At 70.8% G+C, this 18807-nt stretch carries 15 protein-coding genes, 1 tRNA gene and 1 other RNA gene; 10 read left to right on the plus strand and 7 right to left on the minus strand.

What is annotated here, in order from left to right; genetic code table 11:
* Positions 1 to 164 precede the first annotated feature (164 nt).
* From CP981_RS39210 to CP981_RS21015, 3 genes are all read left to right on the plus strand, one after another.
* Positions 165 to 299 (plus strand): hypothetical protein, encoded by a 135-nt coding sequence (locus CP981_RS39210; RefSeq protein WP_280116718.1) that lies wholly within the window; start codon positions 165 to 167, stop codon positions 297 to 299.
* A 193-nt stretch (positions 300 to 492) separates the two neighbouring features.
* Entirely contained in the window at positions 493 to 2442 is a 1950-nt protein-coding gene (locus tag CP981_RS21010) for an ABC transporter ATP-binding protein (RefSeq protein ID WP_425282146.1), read from the plus strand.
* A gap of 267 nt (positions 2443 to 2709) precedes the next feature.
* Positions 2710 to 4368, plus strand: coding sequence for an APC family permease (locus CP981_RS21015; protein WP_244329726.1), 1659 nt, complete (start codon positions 2710 to 2712; stop codon positions 4366 to 4368).
* Positions 4369 to 4407: 39 nt separating this feature from the next.
* On the opposite strand, the gene CP981_RS21020 is transcribed toward CP981_RS21015, so the two are convergent.
* Positions 4408 to 6447, minus strand: coding sequence for a TerD family protein (locus CP981_RS21020; protein WP_085927799.1), 2040 nt, complete (start codon positions 6445 to 6447; stop codon positions 4408 to 4410).
* A gap of 314 nt (positions 6448 to 6761) precedes the next feature.
* On the opposite strand from CP981_RS21020, the gene CP981_RS21025 reads away from it, so the two are divergent.
* Complete coding sequence (locus CP981_RS21025) at positions 6762 to 7058, plus strand: SHOCT domain-containing protein (protein ID WP_085927800.1); 297 nt, start codon at positions 6762 to 6764, stop codon at positions 7056 to 7058.
* A gap of 96 nt (positions 7059 to 7154) precedes the next feature.
* On the opposite strand, the gene CP981_RS21030 is transcribed toward CP981_RS21025, so the two are convergent.
* The 3 genes from CP981_RS21030 to CP981_RS21040 form a co-directional block, all read right to left on the minus strand.
* Positions 7155 to 7835, minus strand: a complete 681-nt coding sequence (locus CP981_RS21030; RefSeq protein WP_085927801.1) for a DUF305 domain-containing protein — start codon at positions 7833 to 7835, stop codon at positions 7155 to 7157.
* Positions 7836 to 7930: 95 nt separating this feature from the next.
* Positions 7931 to 8338, minus strand: a complete 408-nt coding sequence (locus CP981_RS21035) for a DUF6153 family protein (protein ID WP_244329727.1) — start codon at positions 8336 to 8338, stop codon at positions 7931 to 7933.
* A gap of 112 nt (positions 8339 to 8450) precedes the next feature.
* Entirely contained in the window at positions 8451 to 8795 is a 345-nt protein-coding gene (locus tag CP981_RS21040; RefSeq protein WP_107429597.1) for a hypothetical protein, read from the minus strand.
* A 537-nt stretch (positions 8796 to 9332) separates the two neighbouring features.
* Between CP981_RS21040 and CP981_RS21045 the strand changes: the two genes are divergently transcribed.
* Complete coding sequence (locus CP981_RS21045; RefSeq protein WP_143659046.1) at positions 9333 to 9740, plus strand: hypothetical protein; 408 nt, start codon at positions 9333 to 9335, stop codon at positions 9738 to 9740.
* Between the two features lie 33 nt (positions 9741 to 9773).
* On the plus strand, positions 9774 to 11105 hold the full coding sequence (locus CP981_RS21050) for a VanZ family protein (RefSeq protein WP_085927803.1): 1332 nt from the start codon (positions 9774 to 9776) through the stop codon (positions 11103 to 11105).
* A gap of 17 nt (positions 11106 to 11122) precedes the next feature.
* On the opposite strand, the gene CP981_RS21055 is transcribed toward CP981_RS21050, so the two are convergent.
* Together CP981_RS21055 and CP981_RS21060 are read right to left on the minus strand one after the other, a co-directional pair.
* Positions 11123 to 11803, minus strand: coding sequence for a response regulator transcription factor (locus tag CP981_RS21055; RefSeq protein ID WP_085927804.1), 681 nt, complete (start codon positions 11801 to 11803; stop codon positions 11123 to 11125).
* Between the two features lie 23 nt (positions 11804 to 11826).
* Positions 11827 to 13068: a sensor histidine kinase gene (locus tag CP981_RS21060; protein ID WP_085927827.1), complete on the minus strand. Its 1242-nt coding sequence runs from the start codon at positions 13066 to 13068 to the stop codon at positions 11827 to 11829.
* 140 nt (positions 13069 to 13208) lie between these two features.
* Here CP981_RS21060 and CP981_RS21065 point away from each other — a divergent pair, with 140 nt between their 5' ends.
* Entirely contained in the window at positions 13209 to 14384 is a 1176-nt protein-coding gene (locus CP981_RS21065) for a serine hydrolase domain-containing protein (RefSeq protein ID WP_085927805.1), read from the plus strand.
* A 54-nt stretch (positions 14385 to 14438) separates the two neighbouring features.
* The gene (locus CP981_RS21070; RefSeq protein ID WP_085927806.1) at positions 14439 to 15605 is read left to right on the plus strand and encodes a serine hydrolase domain-containing protein; all 1167 of its coding nucleotides are present in this window, start codon (positions 14439 to 14441) and stop codon (positions 15603 to 15605) included.
* A gap of 184 nt (positions 15606 to 15789) precedes the next feature.
* Here CP981_RS21070 and CP981_RS21075 read toward each other — a convergent pair.
* Positions 15790 to 15877 (minus strand) — tRNA-Ser (locus CP981_RS21075).
* Between the two features lie 130 nt (positions 15878 to 16007).
* Between CP981_RS21075 and ffs the strand changes: the two genes are divergently transcribed.
* An RNA gene (gene ffs, locus CP981_RS21080) (signal recognition particle sRNA small type) lies at positions 16008 to 16106 on the plus strand.
* Between the two features lie 46 nt (positions 16107 to 16152).
* Complete coding sequence (locus tag CP981_RS21085) at positions 16153 to 18765, plus strand: DNA polymerase III subunit gamma and tau (protein ID WP_085927807.1); 2613 nt, start codon at positions 16153 to 16155, stop codon at positions 18763 to 18765.
* The last annotated feature ends 42 nt before the right edge of the window (positions 18766 to 18807 follow it).

Here is an 18807-nt window from a genome sequence, read left to right on the forward strand (position 1 = left end):
AGAGTGACGATTCAGCACGCTTTGCCGTGATTGCTAAAAATCTTGGCTTATGTCTGAATTTTCACGCAAATCGCCTTGTTGGAGACAGGTGAGCGTCGTAGCTTGGGAGTTGTCGTAACCGGTAACGGTTCGACCAACAGAGAACAAAATCCTAGGAGGCGAGAATGAGCTTCCGGAATGTCTTCCCCAAAAGGCGTAGGCACGGCGACGACGACTACGACCACGACCACGACAACGGCCGCCGTCGGCGCCGCAGGAGGCGTGGACGCAGGTATCTGCGCAGGCGTCGTCACTACTGACTCAAAAACCTGAGTCCGAGGCAGGCTCGCGTACCGCGCGGGTCCGCCTCGTTGGTGTGCGGGGCCCCTCTCCGGTCCCGGCCAACCGCCCGAGCAGCGACGATTCGACGTAGCGACCATGCACCTTCGCAGCTCACGCCGGCGCCAGGAGCGCCGTGCAGCGTCGCCCCAACCCGGCACGGAGCCACCGCCTGTGGGACAGGGGTCCTCCGTATCGAAGCAGGACGGTGACGCGTCCGCCCTCTCCGCGGCCGGACCGCGGGCAGCGGCGCGGCCGCCCCTGGAGTCCGGCGCGGACCGGGTCCTGGGGAGCGGGCTCGTGGCGGATGCCCCGATCCGCACCAGGCGGGTGGGGTTCAAGGAATCGGTACGGCGCTTCTGGCCGCTGACCCGGGGCGACCGGCGCTGGATCCTGCTGGTCTGTCTGAGCGCCATCCTGGCCGCGTTCACGGAGACCGTGGCCATCCTGGTCTTCGCCCAACTCACCGACAACGCTCTTCAGAAGGGCTCGGTCAGCGCTTTCTGGGCACCGGCCGGTCTGTGGCTGGGCGTGGCCGTCGCCGGCGGGGTGGTGGGGTATCTGGGCAACTCGCTCGCCGCCTGGACGGCCGAGCGCTTCGTGATGCGGCTGCGGGCCCGCGTCTTCGCCCACCTCCAGAAGCTGCCGCCGCACTTCTTCCAGCGCAACCGCCGCGGTGACCTGGTCGAGCGGATGACCGGCGATGTGGACGCCATCGAGCAGCTGGTGGTCAGCGGGCTGGTCCAGGCGGCCACCGCCGGGTTCGGCGTCATCTTCTACGCCGGTGCCGCGTTCTGGCTGCGCTGGGACATGGCCCTGGTCACCTTCGCCCTGGCCCCGCTCTTCTGGATCGCCACCCGCCGTTTCACCGGCCGGGTCAAGGAGGTCTCCCGCCGGGAGCGCGCGGCCGACGGCGCCATCACCTCGGTGGTCGAGGAAGGGCTGGTCAACGTCGTCCTGACGCAGGCCTACAACCGGCAGCGCGACGAACAGGAACGGCTCGGCCGCGAGGCCCGCCGCTGGCTGCGGGCGTCGGTGACCAGCGCCCGCCTCAACGAGCTGTACGAGCAGATCGTCGAGGTCCTCGAGACACTCTGCGTCCTGGCCATCATCGGCCTCGGCGCGTGGGAGATCTCCGCGGGGCGGATGACGCTCGGCGAGCTGCTGGCCTTCGCGGCCTTCGTCGGCTACCTCTACCCGCCGATCCGCGACCTCGGCCAGCTGGGGCTGACGGTCACCGAGGCGACCGCCGGGTCCGAGCGGCTGCTGGAGATCCTCGACTCCCGCCCCGCCGTCACCGACCCGGACCCCGCCACCGTCCTCCCGGCACCGAGCCGCGCGGTCGGCGCGGTGGAAGCCTGCCAGGTGCACTTCCACTACCCCGGCAGCGAGACCGAGGTCCTCCAGGACTTCTCGTTCAGCGCGGTCCCCGGGGAACTGGTGGTGATCACCGGGCCCAGCGGCGCCGGCAAATCGACGCTCGCCGCCCTGCTGCTGCGGTTCTACGACCCGGATGCCGGCAGCATCCGGCTCGACGGCATCCCCGTGAACCGGATGCCGCTCGACCGCCTGCGCCGCAACATCACTTTGCTGCCCCAGGAGACCCTCGTCCTGCACGACACCGTGGAGGAGAACATCGCCTGCGGGCGGGACGACGTGACCCACGGCGATGTTGTCCGCGCCGCCCGCGCCGCCGACGCCGAGGTGTTCATCGCCGCCCTCCCCGACGGCTACCGGACCGTCATCGCGCCCGGCACCTCACGGCTCTCCGGCGGCCAGCTCCAGCGCGTCGCCATCGCACGGGCCATGCTCCGCGACGCCCCCGTACTCGTCCTCGACGAGCCCACCACCGGCCTGGACACCCTCGCCACCCAGCGCATCCTCGGGCCCCTGCGGCGCCTCGCCGAGGGCCGCACCACCATCGTGATCACACACGACCTGGACCTCGCCACGGACGCCGACCGCATCCTGGTCCTGGACGAGGGACGCCTGGTGGAGTCGGGCACCCACGCCCAACTCCTCGTCGGCCACGGCCTCTACGCCACCCTCTTCCACGCCCACCCCCCGCCCCGCAACGGCTCCCCCCACCCCCTCGCCCACCCGTCAAGCAGTCACTGGCGGTAACCAGAAGCGCCGCCGCGCCCAGTCCGCCGGGGCCCCGCTCCCACCCCGCGCTCCAGACCGGACAAGCGCCCACACGGCCCCGCGCCCGCCCCACAGCGCCCACCCACCCGGCACGGCCCACACGGCCCGACGAGGGAACTCCCCGCCCAGACCGGAACCTGACGCGCCACCGTGCGTTGACTCTCCGTATACGGGCGACGCGCCGCGCGCCGGCAGCGCGAGGCCCGCGTCCCAGGACGAAGCCGGCCCGGTGAACCAGGAGCGCGCGTGAGCAAGGCAGCCGTAGCGGGGAGCGAGAGCGCGGGCGGTGGCCGTCATCTGCGCCGGGCGGTCGGATTCTGGGGGCTGATGTTCCTCTCCCTGGGGTCGATCATCGGCTCGGGCTGGCTGCTGGGCGCGCTCACCACCGCCGTCATCGCCGGCCCGGCCTCGCTGATCTCCTGGGTGCTCGCCGCCGCGATGCTCGCCGTGCTCGCACTGGCCCACGCGGAGCTGGGCGCCACCTACCCGATCGCGGGCGGCACCGCCCGGTTCCCGTTCTTCGCCTTCGGCCCGCTGACCGGCTTCACCGCTGGCTGGATGTCCTGGCTGCGGTCGGTACTGATCTCCCCCATCGAGGTCGAGGCCACGCTCTCCTACCTGGACCGCATCGGCTGGATCCACGACCGGGTGCAGATGCTGCACCCCAACGGCACCCTCACCACCCCGGGCCTGCTGATCGGCACCGTCTTCATGATGCTCTTCACGGTGATCAACGTCCTCGGGGTCCGGCTGATGGCCGGGATCAACTCGGTCACCGCCGTGTTCAAGACGGCCGTACCCCTGCTGACCGTCATCGTCCTGATGACGCTGTCCTTCCACGCCTCGAACTTCACCGCCGGCGGCGGCTTCGCCCCCCACGGGGCACACGGTGTCTTCGCGGCCCTGCCCGCCGGAGTGGTGTTCGCCCTGCTGGGCTTCGAGCAGGCCATCCAGCTGGCCGGTGAGGCCCGCAATCCACAGCGCGACATCTCCCGCGCGGTGGTCGTGGCCATGGCCGTCGGCACCGCGCTCTACCTCCTCCTCCAGATCGCCTTCATCGCCGCCCTGGCCCCCGACGCCCTGTCCCGCGGCTGGGACAACCCCGTAGGGGCCGGCAACTTCGGCCCCTACGCCACCCTCGCCACCACCGTCGGCGCCGGCTGGCTGGCGACCATCCTCTACGTCGACGCCGTCATCTCCCCGGCAGGCACCGGCCTCGTCTACATGGCGGGCGCCGCGCGCCTCTCCTACGCCATGGGACGCGAGCGGGTGCTGCCGCAGCCCCTCACCCAGGTCGGCCGCAGCCGGGTCCCCGTCATCTCGACCCTGCTCGCCTTCGTGGTCGGCGAACTCGCCTTCCTGCCGTTCCCCAGCTGGCAGGCCCTGGTGGGCCTGGTCACCTCGGCAGCGGCGATCATGTACGCGTTCGCACCGGTGTCACTGCACGCCCTCCGCCTCCAGGACGGCGGCCGCAACCGCCCCTACCGGCTCCCCGCCGGACCGGTCATGGCCCCGCTCGGCTTCGTCTTCGCCAACCTGATCTTCTACTGGTCCGGCTACGAGGCCGACTGGAAACTCGGCATCGCCGCCCTGCTCGGCTTCGTCTTCCTCGCCCTCACCCGCCGCGGCATCCCGTCAGCCGAACGCAGCGGCCTGCGCGCCCGCTCCGCCCTGTGGGTCTGGCCCTGGCTGGCCGGCATGATCCTCATCGGCCGCCTCGGTCGCTACGGCGGCACCGAAACGCTCCCCGACTGGTGGGACCTGGCCATCGTGATCGTCTTCAGCCTGGCCATCCACTACACCGCAGTACACCTCGCCATGCCCCCCGAGGCCGTGAACGCAGCCGTACAGCACGAGGAAGAGGGCGAGTCGGTACCGGAGTCGCAGGGGGGCTCCGGGCGGTGAGGGCGTAGGGGGTGGCGGCCGGGGAACCCGTGACGGAGGTCAGCCCACCCCGTCCGAGGCACGGGCGGCCCGCCGTTCGGGCGGCGGCAGTTGAGCGACCACGCTCGCGTAGAACTGGTCCACGGCCTCATCGACGCTACGGATGAATCCGGAGGCGGCGCTGCCCCGCGTGGCACCCATGCCCTTGAACAGCGACAGCCGGAAACCGGTGATCGGGTCCCCTCCCTTGGGCAGCATGTCGGCCGGTTCCGGACGCAGCCGTTCCAGGGTGCCGCGGGGGCCGTTGTCCCCCTCGACGAGGGTCTCGACATGGAGGTCCGCGGGCGCCTTGGCCAGGAGCCGGATCAGCCGCTTGGCGGACGTGAGCGGATAACCGCCTTCAGGGGCCGGGACGTCGATGGAGGTGCGGAGCTTGCCGGTCCGCAGATCGGCGGTGAGGGCGAGCACCCCGGGCGCACCGTCGATGCGCAATTCGGCGGACAGCCGGCCCTCGTCACACAGCCGGTCGGCGAGCACGGCCCGCCGGTCCTGCGGATCGGTGCCGCGCCTGCCGCGCTGTACCGGCAGCGCCTTCTGGCCGAGTTCCCCGCCCAGCCGGAGGCAGACCTGCCGGATGAGCCGCTCCCAGCTCTCCACGACCTCCACCGCGCGGGCGTCCCCCCGGCAGAGCGTCTCCGTATCGATGCCGTTGCGCACCGGCACCCAGGCCGGGCCCATGTTCTGAAAGCCGTGGCAGCCGGAGTTCTCGTGTTGGAGGTAGTGCAGAAGCTCCTGAAGGAGCCAGGCATGGGCGGCATTGCCGACGCCCTCGTGCCGGATCAGCGTCTGCGCCTGGTAGGTGACCTCGGCCCACGACAGATGCCACAGCGCGACCTTGTGCTTACGCCGCCCGTCCGTCTTGACCTGCACCAGCGGACGGCCTTCCAGGGCCACGTCGTTGGAGAGCGTGATCACCGCCTCGTAGCCACGACGGGCCGCGATGTCCAGGTAGTTCTGGACCTGCTCGGACCGCAGCGGATTCCCGTTCGTCTTCGTCTCCACCAGCGCGGTCCACAACTTGCCCGCACGCTCCACCCGGATCACCCCGTCCGGCCGCTTGGGGCTGTCCCCGTGCGGCAGCGCGACCTCGGTGAACGTCTGCATCCGGCCGGCCGGCGCCCCGAACGCGGCGGTGAGCCGCCGGCCGAACTCCGGAACCTCGGCCATGACCGACAGCAGCACGGACGTGGCCCGGCCCTCCCGCTCCCGGTCGCTCTTCAGCGAGCCCGCGGGAAAGAGCCGTGCGGCCTGCCAACTGTCGTTCTCGGCCAGCGACTTCTTCTCCGCCTTGGGCAGCGTGACCTTCTTCTTGGCGGTACGCGGACGCCGGGCGCGGGCCGCCGCGACCCCGTCCGGCGCCGTCGCACGTGCCGCCTGCACGGGCAGCGCCACCCCCGGAGCGGCAGCCGGCGCTCGCAGCACCTTGCCCGCGGACACCTCCTCCACCACGGCCCCCTCCGCAGGCAGGCCGTCGCTCTCGCCGCTCTCCTCGCTCCCCTCGTCCACATCGATACCGAAGTCCGTGGCCAGCCCTGCCAGCCCGGTCTCGTAACCCTGGCCGATGGCCCGGAACTTCCACTCCTCGCCCCGCCGGTAGAGCTCACCGAACAGGAACGCGCTCTCCGTGGTGGCCCCGGCGATGGTGTAGCCCAACAGCGCCTCACCCGCACGATCGGCGAGCGTCAGCCGCAGATCGTCCAGCTCCCCGAAGCGGGCGTCGCCGTACTGACTGGCCGCCAGCACCGCGCGGTCCACCTCGGGCGGCATCGCGGTCAGATCGAGGCTGATGCGGTCCTCACTGCCACTGCCGGTCGGTGTCTTGCCCAGCAGCTGCACACTGCCGTCGGGGGAGGCCGGGTTGTTGTAGAAGAAGAAGTCGGCATCACTGCGCACCTTGCCGTTGCCGCCCAGCAGCAGTACGGACACATCGGCGTCCCCCGCCCCCGCCGCGCTGCTCCAGCTCAGACTCACGATCACGGAGCCGGTGTCGTCGCTCAGGGCTGCCAGGCCGACATTGGAGCCCTTGGTCATCTCGTGCATGCAGTCCCCCAGACGCGCGGCGGCACTCGGGCATGCCCAGGCAGCCACGACATGTCGATCCGTGACGCAACGTGTACTCGCTGCGCACGGATTGCACCGTAGCGCTCACGGCGGGCGGACGCCGAGATGATGTGAAGAAAAGGGGCCTGACGAGGAACGACGACCGCCCCGGCCTACGGACTTCCCGCGACCTCCGCCTCCGCGGCGCACCCATGGCTCCCCGCCCCGGACCGAGAGACCATGGAAGGGCAGAAAGCCGAGGTCCCCTGCGGGCACCGGGCCCGCACCCCGCGCCGCGCGGGAGGTGGAGGGCGATGTTGTGTTGGTACGGCCGCCATGGCGGCGGGTGGGCCTGGCTCGCGATGTCGATCAGCATCTTCCTGTTCCTGGCGCTGCTCTTCGTCATCGCTCTGCTGATCGTCCGCGCCCTGGGCCACGCGGCCCCCACCCGCGGCGAGCCCCCGGCGCACCGCGGCGGACCGCACGCCGAACAGATCCTCGCGGAGCGGTACGCCCGCGGTGAGATCGACGAGGAGGAGTACGGCCGCCGGCTGGCCACGCTCCGGGGGGCACCGCCGGGTGGGGCACCGCCGGGTGGGGCGCCGCCTTGAGCACTCCGCCGCCGGTGCCTGACCGTTGCCCGTGGGCCCGCCGTCTGCACGGAGGGCCCACGGACAACGGTCAGGCGGCTTACGCCCTGCCGGTTGCTACGGCCGGCCCAGCAACCGGTTCATCCGCGAGATCTCCGCCTCCTGGGCCTTGATGACGGCGTCGGCCAGCGTCTTCGCCGGGCCGTAGGCACCCTTCTCCTTCTCGGTGCCCGCCATCTTCACCGCGCCCCGGTGATGCCCGACCATCATCTCCATGAAGGCCGTGTCGAAGGCCCTGCCGGACTTCTTCTTCAGCGCGGCCATCGCCTTCGCGCTCATCATTCCGGGCATGCCCGAGTGATCCATGCCCGGCATACCGGAGTGCCCGGAGGAGCCCGAGTGCTCGGAGTGATCCATGCCGGGCATCTCCTCCGGCACCTGCTCGCCCCAGGCGGTCAGCCACCCGGACATGGTCTTGATCTCCGGGTCCTGAGCTTGCTTGATCTTGGCGGCGAGTTCCTTCACCTGGCTCGACGAGGCTCGTCCGGCAGCCAGGTCGGCCATCTCCACGGCCTGCCGGTGGTGCGGAATCATCCCCTTCGCGAACGCCACATCGGCCGCATTGTGCGCGCCGGCCGAGGCGCTGGGCGAAGAGGCGGACGGTGACGGGGAGCGGTGCGCAGTGTGGCTACCGCTGTCATTGCCGCCACAGGCGGCCAACACCACCGCGGAGGCGGCGGTTGCGGCCACGACGACGAGGCGGCGCGAGAACGAACGGTGGGACTTGGACTTACTCATGGCTGGCTGAACTCCTGGAAAAAGCAGCGGTATCGGAACATGCCGAACGGCGCCACCGCGCCCTTGAGCGGGGCGTGCGTGCCGTCGGGGTGTTCCTAGATCCGCAGGAGTTGGAGTTCGGCCAGATCGGGCGGTGCCCGTCCGCCGTCCCGCTTGCTCGGTGCGCCCACGCCTGCCGCGGCGGCGGGCTGTACGGGGCAGTCGAGCGAGGGAGTCAGCGCCGGGGGCGTGGGCGGCCCGTGCAGCGCGGCGGACGCACAGGTGGAGTCCGCGTGATGGACATGCCCGGTGCCACCGCAGTCACTGTCCCCGGGGCAGTGCGCCTGGACCGTGGCCGCCACGGTCGCCACGGTCATCCGGTGCTCGTGCGAGGACGAGGGCGCGGCAACGGCAGGACCGAGTCCGTGCATACCCAGCAGCCCCGCCAGCAGCCCGAGCACACACCACACACGCCACCGCTGTGCGGCGGCCCGTGGCGGGGTGAACAGGCGGCTGGACTTCACGCCCTCATGCTAGGCAGCAGCCGAAAGACGCGAACGAGCGGCTCCCCCAAGGGAAGCCGCTCACTCCAGGAGGGGCCCGCGACCCAGCCGCCCACTTGGTGACGGGAACCGGTCAGATACGACGAACCCGAGCGGCGATCCCGTGCCCCAGCAGCAGGTAAAGCCCCGCAGGCAGACCGTAATTGAGGAATACCCGCACCCCTTCGCCGTCCATGGTGAAGATGTCCTGCGACCACCAAGCGAGCGCGTCGGCCACTCCATGGACGAATTCGACGAAGACATTTCCCTGGTTCGCTTCGAGCAGGTACAGCAGTATCCACAGGCCCAGGAAGCCGGCGGCCACATCGCCGATCGTGTGGATGATCAGCGCAGCCCGATGTGCGCCGAGACCGGAGCGGTTGTGCCCATAGCCGTCATAGGAGTGGTTTGTGGGCATGGGTTCGTGGGTGTTGTTCATGTCTTCGTGTTTGCCGCGGCCGAGAAAGCGAAACCAGCCCTCTGCCTGCGATTCGATAACCACTCGGCATCATCAGCGACCACCCGCTTTCCCGCGCCCCCGGTCGGGCCTGCGCCCACACCGTCGAGCGCCCCCTTGTCGCATACCGGTAATGTCACGACTGCGCCACGCGTCGCAGGCTCCACACCTTCCGACCGGCCTCGACTGCGGGGCGAGCGCTGCCGGGTAATTCCCCGGGCCTCGAAAATTGCTCCCCGCCCCGGACGGGAATTCGGGACATGGGTAGGTCTGAATCGCACGATCGGCGAACGCGTGGCAACTCGACTCTCCGCAGCCACAGGAACTGGCCAGACTCTGACCGGTTCGGTATCGGTCATTCAGGCCGTCGCCCGCGGCTTGAAAAACGCTTGCCCGGGTGGTTGGCCCTGCGTAAGATCATCTCATGGTTAAGCGTCGATGCGGCGCTTGCCGAATTCGGGGAATATGGCATCGCGGTTTGACCGCCGAGGTGCCCGGGGGAATAAGGGGGATGTACGCGTGAGTTTCTTCTCGCGGAACACGGTTCGAAGCATTGCTGTCGGCGGAGCTCTGCTTGCCGCCATGGGTGCCACAGCGGCGTACGCCGGTGGCTCCACGAGTACCGAGCTGGACAATGGCCGGCTCTCCTTCGAGGCTCATAACGGGCGGGATATCGGCCAGTCGTCCTCGAAGTTCTTCACCGGCATCAAGTACACCAAGACCGGAGGGGGCGCGGTGACTGCGCAGCTGCAACTCCACACGGACGATATTGTCCTGAAGGGCAAGGTCAGGACGGTCAAGAAGGGCCAGTCGATCAAGGCCGGCTGGTCCAGTCCGGTAAGTGACGCACCGGATTGCAAAGCTGTCGGTGTCATGCGTGCGAATGGCGAATGGTACGAAACCCCTTGGGTCCATCACCTTTGCTAGGTCACCCTTCCGTCCTCCTGAAAGATAGACCTGGTGATTGACGCATCCATCGGTGCACTCCCTGGCCTGATCCCGGCAGTCCTGGTCATCGTGGTACTGCTGGGCGTTCCGACGGCCCTGCTGGCGAAGGCCAGGGGACAATCCGTCAGCCTGGCGCTGCTGTTCGCAGTGGCCCTGGCCGGCGTGCTCACCGTGACACTCATGCCAGGAGGCGGAGGTTCAGGGCAGGCCGGCATCTGCGATGTCGGCCTGCCCGATGGGGCCTTCCTGGCATCCGAATCGGCACGCCTCAATGTCCTGCTGTTCGTCCCCATGAGTTGTTTCGCCGTACTGCTCTTCCGGCGCCCGGTCATGACCCTCGCCGGTATCTTGGCGCTCACGGGCGGTATCGAATGGGTGCAGTCCTGGACGGATATGGGCCGTGCATGCAGCTATGACGACATCAAGGCGAACAGCCTGGGAGGCATCCTCGGTGTCGTTCTCGGAATCGCGGTCTTGTGGGTTCACAAGCGCCGCCCGCCTTTCTCCCGCAAAGATGTCGTGTGGGGTGCCGGCGCGGGCGCGCTAGGGGCTCTGCTGTTCACTGCATCCTTCGCCATCGCGGTGAAACCGATGCACGGCGAAGAGGAAACACAGCGCTTGCGTGCGCGGGCTGCGGACATGCTCGAGCAAGACGCCTGGATAGAACGCACGGTAGCCGAGCTGTACGGCAAGGAAGCACGGGTCACGCAGAGCTCCAGCGAAAAGCTGAAAGACGGGCATTGGCGCCTGACCGTGGAAACCTCGCGGGGGACCGTCGCTGCTCTGTGGCCGGACAGAAAACTCGAACGCCTCACCCCGAAAAGGGGAGAAGGCGGCACCGGATCTCTCTCGGTGGCCGAGCGGCGCGCAGCCGGGGAGCGGTTCGCCGAAAAGTGGTTTCCCGGCGAGGTGGTGGGCGCCAAGGTCACCGCTACCGCTCTCCACGGCAAGCAGGGCCCCTTCGTGCTGACTTACCGCCGCTACGTGAAGGGAGTAATGATGCCGATGCGGCTGGATGTGAGCGTTTCATCCACCGGTCGCGTCACGAGCATGGCCGCGCGAAGTGCGCCGGACCCGAAGCTCCCGGAGGCCACCGTCACGAAGGCTGCCGCGAAGAAGCAGGCCGAACGCGGAGCCGGCAACTCGGTGGCGAACCCGGTGAAGCTTCTCGCGCAGCGCGTCGACCACGCCTGGCGTCCGGTATGGATGGTTGCCCTCGCGCCGGGACCACAACAGAGGGCCGAGTCCACGGTCTTCATCGATGCCGTCACCGGCGAACCGGTCACCCCGGAGCCCGTAGCAGCCGACGACGCCCAGACCGGAGATCCGGGCTGGCGACCGTGAAGAGGAGCGGAAGCCGGTCAGCCGGCGAAGCGCGGGACCACCAGGCCGGACTCGTACGCGATCACCACAGCGTGGGTCCGGTTCTGCGCACCGAGCTTGGTCAGCACGTTTCCGACGTGGGTCTTGATCGTCTCCAGGCTCACCGTGAGGGACGCCGCGATCTCCGGATTGGAGAGCCCGGTGGACATCAGGCGCAATACCTCTTCCTCCCGGCCGGTCAGGGCAGCCTGCGGCAGGGCCGCGGCGGAGTCCAGCGGGCGGGCGGCGACCATGCGGCCCAGTGCGGCCGGGAAGAGGACCGCTTCGCCCGCCGCCACCACCCGTACCGCCTCGGCGATCTGGCGGACCGGGAGGCGTTTGAGGACGAAGCCGCTGGCGCCCGCGCTGAGGGCGGCGGTGACGTAGCCGTCGTTCTCGAAGGTGGTGATCACCACGATCCTCGGCGGGTCGGCCGCTTCGGCCAGCAGTTGCCGGGTGGCGTCGATCCCGTTGAGACGCGGCATGCGGACGTCCATCAGGACCACGTCCGGCCGCAGGCTCCGCGCCCGGTCGACCGCCTCGACGCCGTCGGCGGCCTCGCCGACCACCGTGATCCCCGGCTGTGCGGTGAGCAGCATGCCCAGGCCGCTGCGGGTCACGTCGTCGTCGTCCGCGATCAGGAGGGTGACGGTGGGGCCGGCGGCTGCGGGGAGGGCCATGCCTTCGCCCGCGTCGGATCCCCTCACGCCGACGCCCGTACCGGCAACCGGACGGCCAGCCGCCAGTGCTGCGTCCCGTCCGGGCCGGACCGGAAGTCACCGTGCAGCAGCCGGACGCGCTCGGCCAGTCCGGGCAGACCGTGGCCGGAGGTCGGGAAGGCTCCCGTGCCCGGCCCCGTCCGTGCCCCGGTCCGGTTGACCACCGTGAGGTCCAGACCGTTCGGCCCGGCCGCCACCCGGACCTCGATCGGGCCGCCCGCCCCGTGGCGCAGTGCGTTCGTCAGCCCCTCCTGGAGGATCCGGTACGCCGCCCGGGAGAGCGTCCCCTGTACCTGCGCCAGCTCACCCGACAGCTCCGGTTCCACCATCGCCCCCGCGTGCCGCAGGCGGTCCAGCAGCTCGGGGAGGTCGGCCAGGGTCCGGGTCGGTGCCGTCCCCGACTGTTCCTCGCGCAGCACTCCGAGCACGTAGTCCAGGTCCTCCAGCGCGGCCCGCGTCGACTCCTCGATGCTGCGCATGGCGGCCCGCGCCGCCGCCGGGTCGGCGGAGAGCACCTCGCCCGCCACCGCCGCCTGGATGGTGGCCGCCGTCAGTGTGTGCCCGATCGAGTCGTGCAACTCGTGGGCAATCCGGTTCCGTTCGGCCAGCAGCAGTTCCCGCTCGGCAGCCAGCGCGAGCCGTTCGGCCGCCGACGGCCCCAGCAGCCGTGGCGCCGACCACCGCAGGGCCTTCGTCACCAGTACGCAGACGGCGACCGCCAGCAGGATGCACACGGCCGCCACCACCCAGCTCCACCCGCCCGACACCCGGACCGACGTGCCGAACAGGCTCGCCCGCACCTCGCCGCCGAGCCAGTTCGCCGGCAGGGAGAGGCCCATGATGAACAGCACCCCGCTCGCCAGTGCCCCCGTCCACCCGACGGCCACGTGCAGCACCAGCCAGAACGGGGTCCGCCAGCGGTCGAGGCCGAGTGAACCGGAGGTTCGGTGACCGGCCACCGGATTCGGCAGCGGTACCCGCAGCAGCCGGCGGGCGGACACGACCAGCGCTCGACGTACGGGGCCCGCCAGTCCGACCACGCCGACCAGTACCGCCCAGATCAGCAGGACCAGGACGATCTGCACGCTCTCAGGTGCGGATCGCCACGACAGCGCCGGCAACAGGGCGAAAGGCAGCAGCGGAAGGCTCGCCAACGCCCCGCAATAGGCGAACAGCACACCTGAGTACGTGGAGCCGCGCAGCAGCAGCCGGATTCCCCTGGTCATGGTCGCCAGTATCACCGCGCGGCCCACATGCGGCCTCCCCCCATAGGGGGAGCTATTCCTCCTGCTTTCCCGCGATGCGTTCAAAAGGCCCTGGAAGCAAGGATCGTGCCCCGACGAAACCATTTCTCAGGAGTTGACTCATGCGTGCTCAGACAGGGCAGAGCCTTCGTTCCTCGACCCGGCAGGGCGGTCGGCGCCGACGAGCCGTTTCGGCCGCGGTCGCGGTGGCCATCGGTGTCATGACGCTGGGTTCCCTCGCCCCGCCCGCCGCCTCCGCTGATGCCGCCGCCAGGCCGGACGCCGTCCAGCAGGCCCTGAACACGCTGGTGCGCGACGACGGGATGCCTGCCGCGCTGGCGAGCGTCCAGGGCCGAAACGGCCGCACCCGCAGCTACACCGCGGGAGTCGGCGACCTGACCACCGGCTCGAAAGTGCCCAGGGACGGCCAGGTGCGGATCGGCAGTAACACCAAGGCGTTCACGGCGGTTGTGGTGCTGCAGCTCGTCGGCGAGGGAAAGATCGACCTCAAGGCCTTCGTGGACACCTACCTGCCCGGCCTCGTCCGCGGCGAGGGTATCGACGGGCGCCGCATCACGGTCCGCCACCTCCTCCAGCACACCAGCGGACTCCCCGATTACGGCATCCACCTCGACGACGACGAGATCAGGAACCGGCATTTCGAGCCCCGCGAGCTGCTTGACCTCGCGCTCAGGCACCGGGCCGACGCGGCTCCGGGGGAGACCTGGGGGTACAGCAACACCAACTACATCCTGGCCGGCCTGATCGTCGAGAAGGTCACCGGCCGCCCCCTCGCCGAGGAGATGGACCGGCGCATCATCAAGCGCATCGGGCTGCGTCACACGTACTTTCCCGCCCCCGGCGAGATGACCATCCGAGAGCCGCACCCCCGGGGCTACCACCGCAGCCCGGCGGACGGACCGCTGCGCGACTTCACGGAGATGGACCCCTCCGCAGGCTGGGCCGCAGGCCAGGTGATCTCCACCAATTCCGACCTCAACCGCTTCTTCACCGCGCTCCTCGCCGGCCGCCTCCTCCCGGCGGCCCAGCTCGCCGAGATGCGCACGACCATCCCCGCCGGGACCTCCGGCCTCCGCTACGGACTGGGGCTCACGAGCAGGCCACTGTCGTGCGGCGGCGTCTACTGGGGCCACGGCGGTGACATCGCGGGGTACGAGACGCGGGGCGGTGTCACCGACGACGGCCGCGCCGCCAACGTCGCGGTCACCAGCATCCCGACGGACAAGGCGGCGGCACGGCACGTGAACGACGCCGTGGACAGGGCCCTGTGCGGATGAATCACTCAAAGGGCAACCCGAACGACGATCCAGCGATTCCTCAGGAGTTGACTCATGGGCGGACAGAAGCGGCGAGTATTCCGCTCGACGGGCCGGCAGCACGGCACGCGGCGACAGATCCTGCCTGCCGCAGCCGCAGTGACCATCGGTGTGATGACGCTGGGGGCCCTGGTCCCGCCCGCCGCCTCAGCGGCCAGGCCGGACGCCGTCCAGCAGAGCCTGAACGCGCTGGTGCGCGACGGCGGGACGCCCTCCGCGTCGGCGAGCGTCAAGGGCCCTGGCGGCCGCAACCGGACCTACACCGCGGGGATCGGTGACCTGGCCACAGGCGCGCCGGTACCCGTCGACGGGCAGGTGCGGATCGGCAGCAACACCAAGACCTTCGTCGCGGTCGTCGTTCTCCAGCTCGTCGCGGAGAGGAGACTGGGCCTGGACGCCACCGTCGAAACCTACTTGCCCGGCCTCGTCCGCGGCGAGGGCATCGACGGACGGCACATCACCGTCCGCCAACTCCTCCAGCACACCAGCGGACTTCCCGACTACAGCAACCGCCTCGGGGACGACGTCCGGTACTACGACCCCCGTGAACTGCTCGCCACAGCTCTCCGCCACCCGGCCGAATTCGTCCCCGGGAAGAGCTGGAAGTACAGCAACACCAACTACGTGCTCGCCGGCCTGATCGTCCAGAAGGTCACCGGCCGCCCTCTCGCCGACGAGATCGATCGCCGCATCATCAAGCGCATGGGGCTGCGCCACACCTACTTCCCCGCTCCGGGTGACGTGCGCATCCGAGAGCCTCACCCGCACGGCTACTACCAGGAGCCGGCGGGGACGCCGCTGCGCGACATCACAGAGATGGACCCTTCCTGGGGCTGGGCGGCAGGACAGATGATCTCCACCAACTCCGACCTCAACCGCTTCTTCACCGCGCTCCTGGCCGGCCGCCTCCTGCCCGCGGCCCAGCTTGTCCAGATGCGCGCCACGGTCCCGGCCGAAGCGACCTTCGGCCCGGGCGCCCGCTACGGTCTGGGACTCGTCAGCAGGCCGCTGCCGTGCGGCGGCCTGGCCTGGGGCCACGGCGGCAGTTTTCCGGGGTACGAGACCCGCGGCGGCGCCACCGACGACGGTCGCGCCGCCAATGTGGCGGTCACCATGCAGTTCACCGGCGAGGCGGCCCGGAGGAGTCTCGAACGCGCGGTGGATACCGCCTTGTGCCGCTGACCCCCGCCGAGGCGTTCCGTACCTGTGGTTCCGAAACGACGTCGGGCCCACAGGCACATCCGCGCACAGCCGCCGCGCCACACATCCGACGGGGTTGCCGCCGCGGCACTTGCGACCAGAGAACGCAGAAGGCCCCGGCCGGTTTCCCGGTCGGGGCCTTCTGCGTATTGCCCGGTGAGAGCAATGGCGGAGGATACGAGATTCGAACTCGTGAGGGGTTGCCCCCAACACGCTTTCCAAGCGTGCGCCCTAGGCCACTAGGCGAATCCTCCGCCGCAAACAATACAAGACGTTGGGGAGTGCTCGCGACCATGATCCTTCGCGAGGGGATGGCGGGGGTGGGGAGTGGGCCGGGGGCGGGGTCGGGTTCGTTTCTTGGGTGGGGGATCCGCTAGTGTGGTGCGCAGCCCCTCACGTGGCGCTATCTGACTGAACTCCCCCAGGGCCGGAAGGCAGCAAGGGTAGGTTGGCTCTGGCGGGTGCGTGGGGGGCGCTTGCGTTTGCGGGGCCCCGTCGGTTGTCAGTGCGGCCCGATATCGTCGTATGCGTGTCGTCCCTTGCGCTGTACCGCCGCTACCGGCCCGAGACCTTTGCCGAGGTCATCGGGCAAGAGCACGTGACCGATCCGCTCCAGCAGGCTCTGCGGAACAACCGGGTCAACCACGCCTATTTGTTCAGCGGCCCGCGCGGCTGCGGCAAGACGACGAGTGCGCGGATCCTGGCGCGCTGCCTCAACTGTGAGGAAGGTCCCACCCCCACACCCTGTGGCACGTGCCAGTCGTGTGTGGACCTGGCCAGGAACGGCCGGGGCTCCATCGATGTGATCGAGATCGACGCGGCGTCCCACGGTGGCGTGGACGACGCCCGTGAGCTGCGGGAGAAGGCGTTCTTCGGGCCGGCCAGCAGCCGCTACAAGATCTACATCATCGATGAGGCGCACATGGTGACCTCCGCGGGCTTCAACGCCCTGCTGAAGGTCGTCGAGGAGCCGCCGGAGCATTTGAAGTTCATCTTCGCGACCACAGAGCCCGAGAAGGTCATCGGGACGATCCGGTCGCGTACGCATCACTACCCCTTCCGTCTGGTGCCGCCGGGGACGCTGCGGGACTACCTGGCGGAGGTGTGCGGCCGGGAGGCGAGCCGGGTCGAGGACGGGGTGCTGCCGCTGGTGGTGCGGGCCGGAGCCGGGTCGGTGCGGGACTCGATGTCCGTGATGGACCAGCTGCTCGCCGGTGCCGGCGCGGACGGTGTGACGTATGCCATGGCCACGGCGCTGCTCGGGTACACCGACGGGTCGCTGCTGGATTCGATCGTGGAGGCGTTCGCCGCGGGGGACGGCGCGGCGGCCTTCGAGGTCGTGGAACAGGTCATCGAGGGCGGCAACGACCCGCGGCGCTTCGTCGCGGACCTGCTGGAGCGGCTGCGGGATCTGGTGATCCTGGCGGCCGTGCCGGACGCGGGGGAGAAGGGGCTGATCGACGCCCCCGCGGATGTCGTGGAGCGGATGACGGCGCAGGCGTCCGTCTTCGGGGCGGCCGAGCTGAGCCGGGCCGCCGACCTGGTCAATGCGGGTCTGACGGAGATGCGCGGGGCGACCTCGCCGCGGCTCCAGCTGGAGCTGATCTGTGCCCGGGTGCTGCTGCCCGCGGCGTACGACGACGAGCGGTCGGTGCAGGCACGGCTCGACCGTCTGGAGCGCGGTGCGGGCGCGGCACTGCTGGGCGGGGCCGGCGGCACGGTCGGTGGGCCGGGCTCCGGGGGAGGCCCCGGGATCGGGGCGCCGCCCGTGGTGGCGTCCGGTGGCGGGCCCGCGGCCGGTTATGTGCCGGGGCCGGAGGCTCATCCGCCGATGCCCGCGGGACCGTCCGGCCCGGCGGCCGCACGGGCCGCGGTGCGGGGCGCGGTGAGCGGCGGCCCGGCCGGTGGGGCAGGGGCGCCAGCCGCCGCCCCGGCGGCGCCGACGGCCGGTGCCGGGGCTTCCGGCGGGCCGGTGGCCGCGCCCGGTGGCGGACAGCAGCCAGGCGACAGCGGTGGCCCGGGTGCGCCCCAGGGCGGTCCGGCGGACGCTCCGCAGGGCGGCCAGGGCGGCCAGGGCGGCCAGGGCGGTGAGGCGGCGGCCCCGCGGCCCGGCGCCTGGCCCGGAAGTGCGGGCAGTGGGACTGGCGGCGCCCCCGCGGACGCTCCGCAGGCCGGCCAAGGCGGCCAAGGCGGCCAGGGCGCCCAGAGCGGTGAGGCAGCGGCCCCCCGGCCCGGCGCCTGGCCCGGAAGCGCGGGTAACGCCCCCGGCGGCGGCCCCGCGGCCGGCCATGGCGGTGGTGCCGGCCGGCAGCCCGGTGGCTGGCCCACGGCCGTGGCGCCGGGGCAGGGTGGTCAGGCGCCGCAGAGCGGGGCTCCCGCCGCGCCGCCGGCCGCGTCCGGACCGCCGGCCGGGGCGCCCGCGCCCGCGTCCCCGCAGCCGTCCGCGGCCGCCGCGGCCCCGGGGGCGGCGCAGGGTGCCGCCCAGGTGCGGCAGATGTGGCCGGACATCCTGGAAGCGGTGAAGGACCGCCGCCGTTTCACCTGGATCCTGCTGAGTCAGAACGCCCAGGTCTCCGGCTTCGACGGCACCACGCTCCAGATCGGCTTCCCCAACGCCGGCGCCCGCGACAGCTTCGCCAACGGCGGCAGCGAGGACGTTCTCAAGGACGTGCTGGCCGAGCGGTTCCAGGTGCAGTGGCGGGTCGAGGCGATCGTCGACCCGTCGGGCGGCGCCGGTCCACCGGCCGGCGGTGGCCCCCGCGGCGGGGGCGGCGGCTTCGGCGGCGGTGCGCCCGCCGCGCCGCAGCAGAGCGCGCCGCAGTCCCCGCCCCAGCAGAGCGGTCCGTCGGCGCCCCCGTCGTCGGGCGGCCAGTACGGGCAGGACGGCGGCGGCAGCGGCGGCGGAAGCCAGGGCGCGCGGCTGGCACGGGAGGCCGTCTCCGCCCCGTCCTCCGGGGGCGGTGGACAGAGCGCGCCCGCGGCGGAGTCCTCGTACCGCGCGCCGGAGCCCCCGCCGACGTCCATCGAGTACGACATGCCGGCCGAGGACGACGCCGATCTCGTCGACTCCGCGCTCAGCGGACACGACCTGATCGTGCGCGAACTGGGCGCGACGGTGCTGGAAGAGTTCAACAACGAGTAGGCGCCACCCGGCACCACGTAGGCGGGGTGGGAGGGGCGAAAG

Source organism: Streptomyces platensis (assembly GCF_008704855.1).
In the GTDB taxonomy this organism is placed as follows: domain Bacteria; phylum Actinomycetota; class Actinomycetes; order Streptomycetales; family Streptomycetaceae; genus Streptomyces; species Streptomyces platensis.

What these genes read in the sequence shown, in the direction of transcription:
- CP981_RS21070 (WP_085927806.1), top strand. Translation starts at nt 14,439, where the DNA reads ATGGGCGGACAGAAGCGGCGAGTATTCCGCTCGACGGGCCGGCAGCAC.
- CP981_RS21030 (WP_085927801.1), bottom strand. Translation starts at nt 7,835, where the DNA reads ATGAGTAAGTCCAAGTCCCACCGTTCGTTCTCGCGCCGCCTCGTCGTC.
- CP981_RS21060 (WP_085927827.1), bottom strand. Translation starts at nt 13,068, where the DNA reads ATGACCAGGGGAATCCGGCTGCTGCTGCGCGGCTCCACGTACTCAGGT.
- CP981_RS21040 (WP_107429597.1), bottom strand. Translation starts at nt 8,795, where the DNA reads ATGAACAACACCCACGAACCCATGCCCACAAACCACTCCTATGACGGC.
- CP981_RS39210 (WP_280116718.1), top strand. Translation starts at nt 165, where the DNA reads ATGAGCTTCCGGAATGTCTTCCCCAAAAGGCGTAGGCACGGCGACGAC.
- CP981_RS21065 (WP_085927805.1), top strand. Translation starts at nt 13,209, where the DNA reads ATGCGTGCTCAGACAGGGCAGAGCCTTCGTTCCTCGACCCGGCAGGGC.
- CP981_RS21055 (WP_085927804.1), bottom strand. Translation starts at nt 11,803, where the DNA reads ATGGCCCTCCCCGCAGCCGCCGGCCCCACCGTCACCCTCCTGATCGCG.
- CP981_RS21025 (WP_085927800.1), top strand. Translation starts at nt 6,762, where the DNA reads ATGTTGTGTTGGTACGGCCGCCATGGCGGCGGGTGGGCCTGGCTCGCG.
- CP981_RS21020 (WP_085927799.1), bottom strand. Translation starts at nt 6,447, where the DNA reads ATGCACGAGATGACCAAGGGCTCCAATGTCGGCCTGGCAGCCCTGAGC.